5 protein-coding genes and 1 pseudogene are annotated in these 7,434 nt (G+C 36.0%); 1 reads left to right on the top strand and 5 read right to left on the bottom strand.

What is annotated here, in order from left to right; all coding sequences use genetic code 11:
- Position 1: 1 nt before the first annotated feature.
- The 3 genes and pseudogenes from VSAL_RS21690 to VSAL_RS21700 form a co-directional block, all read right to left on the bottom strand.
- A pseudogene (locus tag VSAL_RS21690) lies at positions 2-667 on the bottom strand (transglutaminase-like cysteine peptidase).
- A gap of 27 nt (positions 668-694) precedes the next feature.
- Positions 695-2,086: an HlyD family type I secretion periplasmic adaptor subunit gene (locus VSAL_RS21695; RefSeq protein WP_012552301.1), complete on the bottom strand. Its 1,392-nt coding sequence runs from the start codon at positions 2,084-2,086 to the stop codon at positions 695-697.
- Positions 2,087-2,298: 212 nt separating this feature from the next.
- Entirely contained in the window at positions 2,299-4,404 is a 2,106-nt protein-coding gene (locus VSAL_RS21700; protein ID WP_231850950.1) for a GNAT family N-acetyltransferase, read from the bottom strand.
- Positions 4,405-4,554: 150 nt separating this feature from the next.
- On the opposite strand from VSAL_RS21700, the gene VSAL_RS21705 reads away from it, so the two are divergent.
- The gene (locus VSAL_RS21705) at positions 4,555-5,127 is read left to right on the top strand and encodes a nucleoside triphosphate pyrophosphohydrolase family protein (protein WP_012552303.1); all 573 of its coding nucleotides are present in this window, start codon (positions 4,555-4,557) and stop codon (positions 5,125-5,127) included.
- Positions 5,128-5,212: 85 nt separating this feature from the next.
- Here the strand turns inward: VSAL_RS21705 and VSAL_RS21710 are convergent, their stop codons facing one another.
- Positions 5,213-6,187 carry a ParB/RepB/Spo0J family partition protein gene (locus VSAL_RS21710; protein WP_012552304.1) on the bottom strand — a complete coding sequence of 325 codons (975 nt, stop codon included), beginning with the start codon at positions 6,185-6,187 and terminating at the stop codon, positions 5,213-5,215.
- A gap of 3 nt (positions 6,188-6,190) precedes the next feature.
- Positions 6,191-7,414, bottom strand: coding sequence for a ParA family protein (locus VSAL_RS21715; RefSeq protein ID WP_012552305.1), 1,224 nt, complete (start codon positions 7,412-7,414; stop codon positions 6,191-6,193).
- Positions 7,415-7,434: the final 20 nt, after the last annotated feature.

Below are 7,434 nucleotides of genomic sequence, written 5' to 3' on the forward strand. Positions count from 1 at the left end.
CTTACTCATCATAATTTATAATTGGGTGGTTTAACCTCAGGCCTTTGTTTCTTTGTCGTAAGTCATTCCATAAACTTAATCGAGATGACCTCCCTGCCTGTTGTCCATTTCCTTTGCCTTTCATCAACCACAAATGTTGACCATTAAAACTGTATATAGGCAATAAATCGGTTCTTTGCGTTGCTGGTTTAATTTCTTTATCTAAATTGTCTAAAATTAATGGAATTGCTGATGGTGTAGGGTAATAAGCTAAAACCATGTGAAACTGATTAAGCTCTAACGCTTTCAAATAAATAAGTCTGAGTTTTTTATCTGGTACGCCAAGTTATAATAAAGAAAAATATTTGGCTATCGTAAAATCTTCACAATCCCCAGCATTACTACCAAGAAACTCTAAAGGAGTAGCCCAATAATCTTTCTTTCCCCATAATTTAATATCATCAACAAAATAGAGCTGATTAAAAAACCGATTCACTTGTTCTAACTTTTCGTTCTCCGATTGATTCTCAATGTCTTCAATCAAATTTCGCCAAGCAGAAACCCGTTTACCTGCTCTTTCTCCATATTCACCTTTAACCGCTTTTATCCAAGCAAGATCTTGCTTCGTAAATGCAATAGAGCCAATAGAGAACAAAATTAAAGGAACAACTAACCATTTAGCTCTCATTCTGTCTAACGCTCCTTCTCCACATAGTTACTCTCTTAAAGCAGAACTTTTCGCTTGAACAATTGGTTTTAGTAAATAATCCAAAATACTGCGTTTTCCTGTAATAACATCGACCGACGCGGTCATTCCAGGAATAATAAGAAATTGTTTCTCTATCGCAAGTTCATCTTGTGATGTTCTTATTCTTACAAGATAAAAACTATTTCCTTCTTCATCTTGGATCGTATCAGCACTGATAAATTCGAGAACGCCTTTTAATCCACCATAACGAGTGAAATCATACGCACTAAATTTAACAATGGCAGAAAGCCCCGGTCTTAAAAAGGCAATGTCTTGCGGAGCAATTTTTGCTTCAATCAACAACGTATCTTCAGTCGGAACAATCTCAATTAAATCCATTCCAGGTTGAATAACGCCACCAACCGTATTGATATATATTTTTTTAATTGTGCCTGTCACCGGTGATAAAACGACAGTTCGATTTACTTTATCTTTTAAACCAACTTGGGACTCAGTAAGTGCCGATAATTTATCTTGAATCGTGTTTAGCTTTTCTTGTTGTTCAGAGCGAAACTTCAACGCAGCATCAATACGATTAAGGATTGTTTCTTGTGCTTCAGAAATTAACACTGGGATTTTTAATTCCGTAGATGTAAGTTCTCTCTTCGTATCATTCAATTGACGTTGAAGTTTCAATAATTCAATACGAGGAACAACCCCCTCATCAGCTAACGGTTTTGTTATCGCTAATTCTTTTCTTGCATATCCATAGCCTTTTTGTAAGTTTTTCACTCGAGATTTTAATTCAAGTAAATCTTGTTGTTTTTGTGCTACTTGCTGATCGAATACATAAATACGGTTTTTAAGGTTATTCATGTCGGCACGGTATTCAGCCATTTGTCTTTGGGCAACGATCGGATTTTCTTTTTTAAACTCATCATCAAACACTAATTTATCATTCGAAATAATAACGGATTCTTTCCAACGTTTTTTATTGTTGATATCTTGAATAAGAATACTGTCCATCGAAGCAGATAGTTGCTGAGCACTCGCCGTTAAATTTATGAGTTGCTTTTTACGCTCTCTAAAATCAGAACGAAATCGAGTGTCATCAATTAATAATAATTGTTGGCCTTTCGTAACTTGGTCACCTTCCTTTACGAGCATGTCTTTTACTAAGCCGCCCTCAAGGTTTTGTACTATCTGTAATTGGGAAGATGGAATTACTTTTCCTTGCCCTACCGTTACTTTATCAATCTCTGCCCATGAAGCCCATGCTATAGAGATGCAAAAGAAGACAGCAATTATCCATAAAAGAATTTTTGCATTTGTTGGGGTATTAAGAAGTAATGCCGCTGTTTTATCATCGACAAATTCAAGCTCATCTTTTTTAAGACGATTCAATCCTTTTTCATTCATTTAAAAATCCCTTGACCACACGGTGAATGAATAACATTTCCATTACATCAAGAATATATCATATTCACTATTTGACACGATATAAATGAAGAGAATATTAGAGGTTAGTTAATGCTTTTCTAAGAAGAGAGAGTAGACAACAGATTTACAGTGTAAATTGATACTGCGTGTTCGATTTACACTGTAAATTTAAAAGAGAGGAAGACTGAAGGTTAAGATGATTTACACTGTAAATTGATAAGGATTGACTGAATAGATTCGCGTAATACTAATTCCGCTTCGCGCCTTCCTGAGAGCCCTGTAATTTTAATCACCTCACTCCACTCATTCAGCTGCAAAAGCTTTGTAATAACTAATTGCTGCTGTATTAAAGAGAGTGAATCTAATAACAATATATTCGATAAAACAAACATTCGTAATTCATACCCAATCACTTCAACACCTAACCCACCTTTTGTGTACACACTAACTCTTTTCAACATAATTGGTGTTAGTCGATTGGAAGTGATACAAGAAGATAAAAGCCCTTTTGATTCATTCATTCCTAAATGAGAGAATACTGACATTAACTGTTCAGGAAACGATGTATGGAAATACTCAACAGCAATTTGATTCCATTCAAGTGATTTTAACGATAACGGTTTAATCGCCAATAATGAATGGGTACCACTTGCTTTGTCTTTTGTTATTCCTAAACGTACAAAGCCAAACCCTAACTGAGACCAAAATAGATTCAATTCAAAAGTAGAACCAAAGCTTGTCCCTAAATAATCCATTCCCTCGTCAGCATAATATTCAGAAAGAGTATGAATAAATTCAGAACCAATCCCTCTACCTTGATAATCTACAGCAATAGCAATTCTCATAATACGGGCACAATGTTGTATTGCAGGTTCATCAATACACAATATTTGTGTTAAAGAGACCGGTACTAAATGACCTTTTGGACGACGAGTTCCGCACTGTATGGCAGAAATAAGATCGTTATCTAGATTCCCTTCAATAGAGATTAATGTACAAGCGATAAGTGCCTTTGTCTTTTTATCGATACCAACCCAACACTCTAACGATGTATCTGTAAGTAAAGAAATCCAATCGTTAGGCGATGTTTGATAATGAGCAGAGACTAATAAAGAAAAAAGAGATTGGGATAGTGAAGCACTACTTAATAATTCATCGGTATTAACACGACGAAAATAAATATCGCGAGAAGAAATAGAGAAAGACTCAGACTCAATATCTACTGACGTGGCGTGATTTAATAAAAAAACATGACTCAACCACAATTCTAATGGATCGTTATCATTCCAACGAATTGGTTTTATCATTTCAAGAGTTCGATAATTTGGTCTTATTTTGGCTAGACTCTGTTTAAATTTAATTTCAAAACCACGCCCAGTTCCTTCATAACCATTGATTGTTGTTGAAAATATCATACGAGAGTATTTTTCAGATAATGAAAGTAACATTGGCGCAGGGATAGCAGCAGCTTCATCAACACAAACGACATCAACTAAATGCTCGCCTCGTACTAACTCATCCGGTGCAATATAGAGTATTGAACTGCCATTAATGATAAGTGTATTTTTGTTATGTTCTACAGGCATTCCCAGTTGAATAGAAACTCTAGCGGCATGAGAAAATATTTCATCAACACTGGCTCTTTGTGGTGCCGTAATTGCGATCGTTAATTTATGAGATAACACTAATTCTGCAATCGCAATACCAATCGCTGATGATTTCCCTCTTCCTCTGTCTGCGGTAATAATTAAAGGACGCTTCGCATGTCCAGTAACGACTTTCTTAATTGCTGAAACCGCAACGTCTTGATCATTTGATGCATACACTTCTGATGTGAATACGGTAGAACCATTTTCAGGACGTTCATACTGAGGAATCGATAATTCTTCAGATAAACATATCATTTCTGTTTTAAAGCCAGAGATCCACTGTATTAATGTGGACGGTAACTGCGAGTTCTTATCTTTAACAAAAAAAACAAGCCCTCCTCCAACCAAGGTTCCACATATTGCATTGATCGCATTTGCATTAAATTCATCTGAAATATTAATGATCAAACACTGAGATTCTTGACCTAGTTTTTTTAATGCTTTTTTAATAGCAAAAGAAGGAATATCTAAGATTGATATATCGCCATAAATTTCAGTTAGCAGCGATGACGTATTATCTTGGGATAGAAAAGAAGAAAGTAAATCGCCATACCATGCTTTAGAACCTTCTAATAAAATAGGGTAACGGATATTACAAACGGAAGCGTCAGACAATACAGAATTAAGAAAGGACAACTGAGAATTCATTAGGAAAAAACCAGAAAACAAAATGATTAGATACCTAAATTGTAGCATGAGAATAATTATTTCTAGCACACCTCAATAGAAAGTATGACGATAGGAATATGAGCGAGTATAATCAGCCTACATAAATAAATTCATCCTTTAGGAATTATCATGCATTTAAGTCAATTAACTCAACCTATCTACCATAAGCTTTATCAAGATATTCACCAATTTCGACATACTTTTGACTTAGCCGTAGAAGCACCTGAATATTTAGATGAAAAGAATGATGCATTACACACTTCATTAGCTATTGAAGAATTAACAGAATTAGCGGTTGCTGACACCAAAATAGAACAAGCAGATGCGATTATCGATACCGTCTATGTATTGATGGGCCGCGCTGTTCATTTAGGAACTAAGAACCTAGAAGACAACTTAAGCATTTCGTATTTAGTCGATTTATTATTAAACGTCGCTAAAAATTTAGATATAGATTTTCTACCATGCTGGGATGAAGTGCATTCAAGCAACATGAGTAAAGTATGCAAAACAGAAGCTGAATACCAAGAAACAAAAGTATTCTATGCAAAGCAAGGGATCGAATTGATGTCGACAGAGAAAGGCGGTTTTATTATTGCTAAATGTGCGCAAAATGTAGAGCTTGATAATAAAGTAATTAAGCAAGGTAAGGTATTAAAATCCGTTAACTACCGCCCTGCAGATCTTGCTCCTTTAGTATAAATAATCATATCGGCATAAAAAAGCGGTACTTATTATAAAAATAAGTACCGCTTTTTATTTATCTAATATAAATCTAGATATTGAATTAAGACACTTTTTGACTAATATACGCCAAAATATCTTCCATCAATGCATCATCAACTTTCTTTAAACTCACCGTTAACGCTGAACCTTTACGTTTATAAGACGCTCGACCTTTCACTAATTCGGTACTTAGTGGTTTTGTTGGTTCTGCTTTTGGTAGTAAATCTTCAATCCAAACTTCAATAAGTTCTGTGACTTCTTTAGTCATACGACTAACACCAAGTGCTGTAGAACGCATCCAAAGAGCCCCTTGCTCTCCAGCACACTGATGAAGCAACACAGTTTGCTCCTCTTCAGACAACGTATTATAGAGCTTATGAAGCTTAACTACCGTAGGACGGCCAATCTCACTCACACTTGGGTAAGCCTGAAGTAATTCTAAAGGTAGTGTCGCGGCTTTTAGGGCCCCACTCACTAAAGCTTCACTACACTGACATACTTTTGCTAATTCTTTTTGATCAGCAACATCACCTCGAGCCAACATTGCATGCATTTCTTTACCACGTTCATATAAAGAAAGCGGCTTATGTGCGTTAGCGACATCAGAAAGAAACTTAGCGTGTTTCGTATTAATGCCTTCAGCAACATAAATTAAGAAATCTTGCTCAGCTAAAATACACGACATACGACGGCGACTACCATCGAGAACTTCAATTTTTCCGCCTTCAACAAGACGACCAACCGCAGGGTATTGCTGACCACGGTCACGTAACGTTGAAAGAATATCAGATAAGGCATGCTCAGTTAAAAAAGACTGTTCACGTGCATTTTCAGCAAAAACAACGGTAGCGTTACTTACGTCTTTTGCCGGAATTTTACGTAATTCAAACGTCACCATATCTTCACCAGCAACCGCTAGTTCAATAACTTGAGCTTGAGATTTTGCTGCTTTTTGAGCTTCAACAGGGGTTGTCGCTCTACGCTTATTTGTTTTTCCAAACAATTTTGCGTTTAAGTCTGACGTTTTAATTGCCATCGGTTAGTACTCCCCTTTATTTAACGAATTCCAGTGACTATGTAAAACACGCTCAAATTCTAAAGCGCATTTCTTCACTGCATCTTGAGCGACTGCCAATGTTTTTTTACCACCTTCAAAATCAGCCGCCGTTAAATCAAAAACAGTACTGTAGGTATCGGCACAAATTTCAAATGCACGACTTCTTGGGATCGTAGCCATCATTACTTGATCGCCTAATAAATAATTCATCTCAGTTAATACTGACACTTGTTTTTTATTATCATCTTCAAACATCGTAGGCATTAAACGAACAAACTCTAAACCATGCCAATCTTCCGGGAACATTTCATAAACCGTTGGTAAATGTTGGAAAAAGTTCACTGTTGATGCCCAGTCTAAACGTTTAGCTGCACATGGAATTAGTAATGAATTAGACGCATACATGGCATTCCACACTAGTGGATCAACGTGTGGACCTGTATCAATCATAATCACATCAAATTGATCAGCGATTGGATCTATCACTTTTTCTTTCAATAGCTTAACAATATCTAATGACCCATTCGTTGACAAATCTTGCCATGCTTCTGCGTTAAACATAGCATCTTCAGGGAAAGCAGAAATAGTTTTCAAATTCGGATATTGCGTGTTCAATAACACATTTTTAGCCATAAACTGACCATCAATAACTTCATTTTCTGGCACATTATCAAGCATAATATCAACAGCAGAATAGATAGTATCTTGCTCTGAAACACTGATTTGAGGGTTTAAAAATAAACGAAGAGACCCTTGTGGATCTAAATCGATTAAGCAAATACGGTAACGTTTTTCTAAATTTAAAGCCAGACAAGCAGCAAGGTGTACAGCACTCATTGATTTACCTGTACCCCCTTTTTGGTTCTGAACATTTACAACCCAAGGCTTATTATTTACATTTTTTTTCTGCTCATGGAAAGAAAGCATACCGGCAGCTTCCATTAACATGTGTGCTTCTGTTAATGAAATAGAGTAATGATTAGCGTTGTTTTTTGTAAATTGATGACCTTCCGACTCTAAACGAGTAATCGCTTCATCTAACTTTCTTCTAGTTAAACCAGAACGAGTTTCCATCATTGCTTTAGACATTGGAGGAAAATGCTCATCATTTCTTTCTTCAAGAACTAATTCAATACGATCAGATTGCACTTGCTGCGTTTGTTCAGCCAATGCTGCCAAATTGGCAATGGTTTTTTCTCTATTCATAATATTCGCCAGTAAAGTTA

The organism is Aliivibrio salmonicida LFI1238 (assembly GCF_000196495.1).
Classification (GTDB): Bacteria; Pseudomonadota; Gammaproteobacteria; order Enterobacterales; family Vibrionaceae; genus Aliivibrio; species Aliivibrio salmonicida.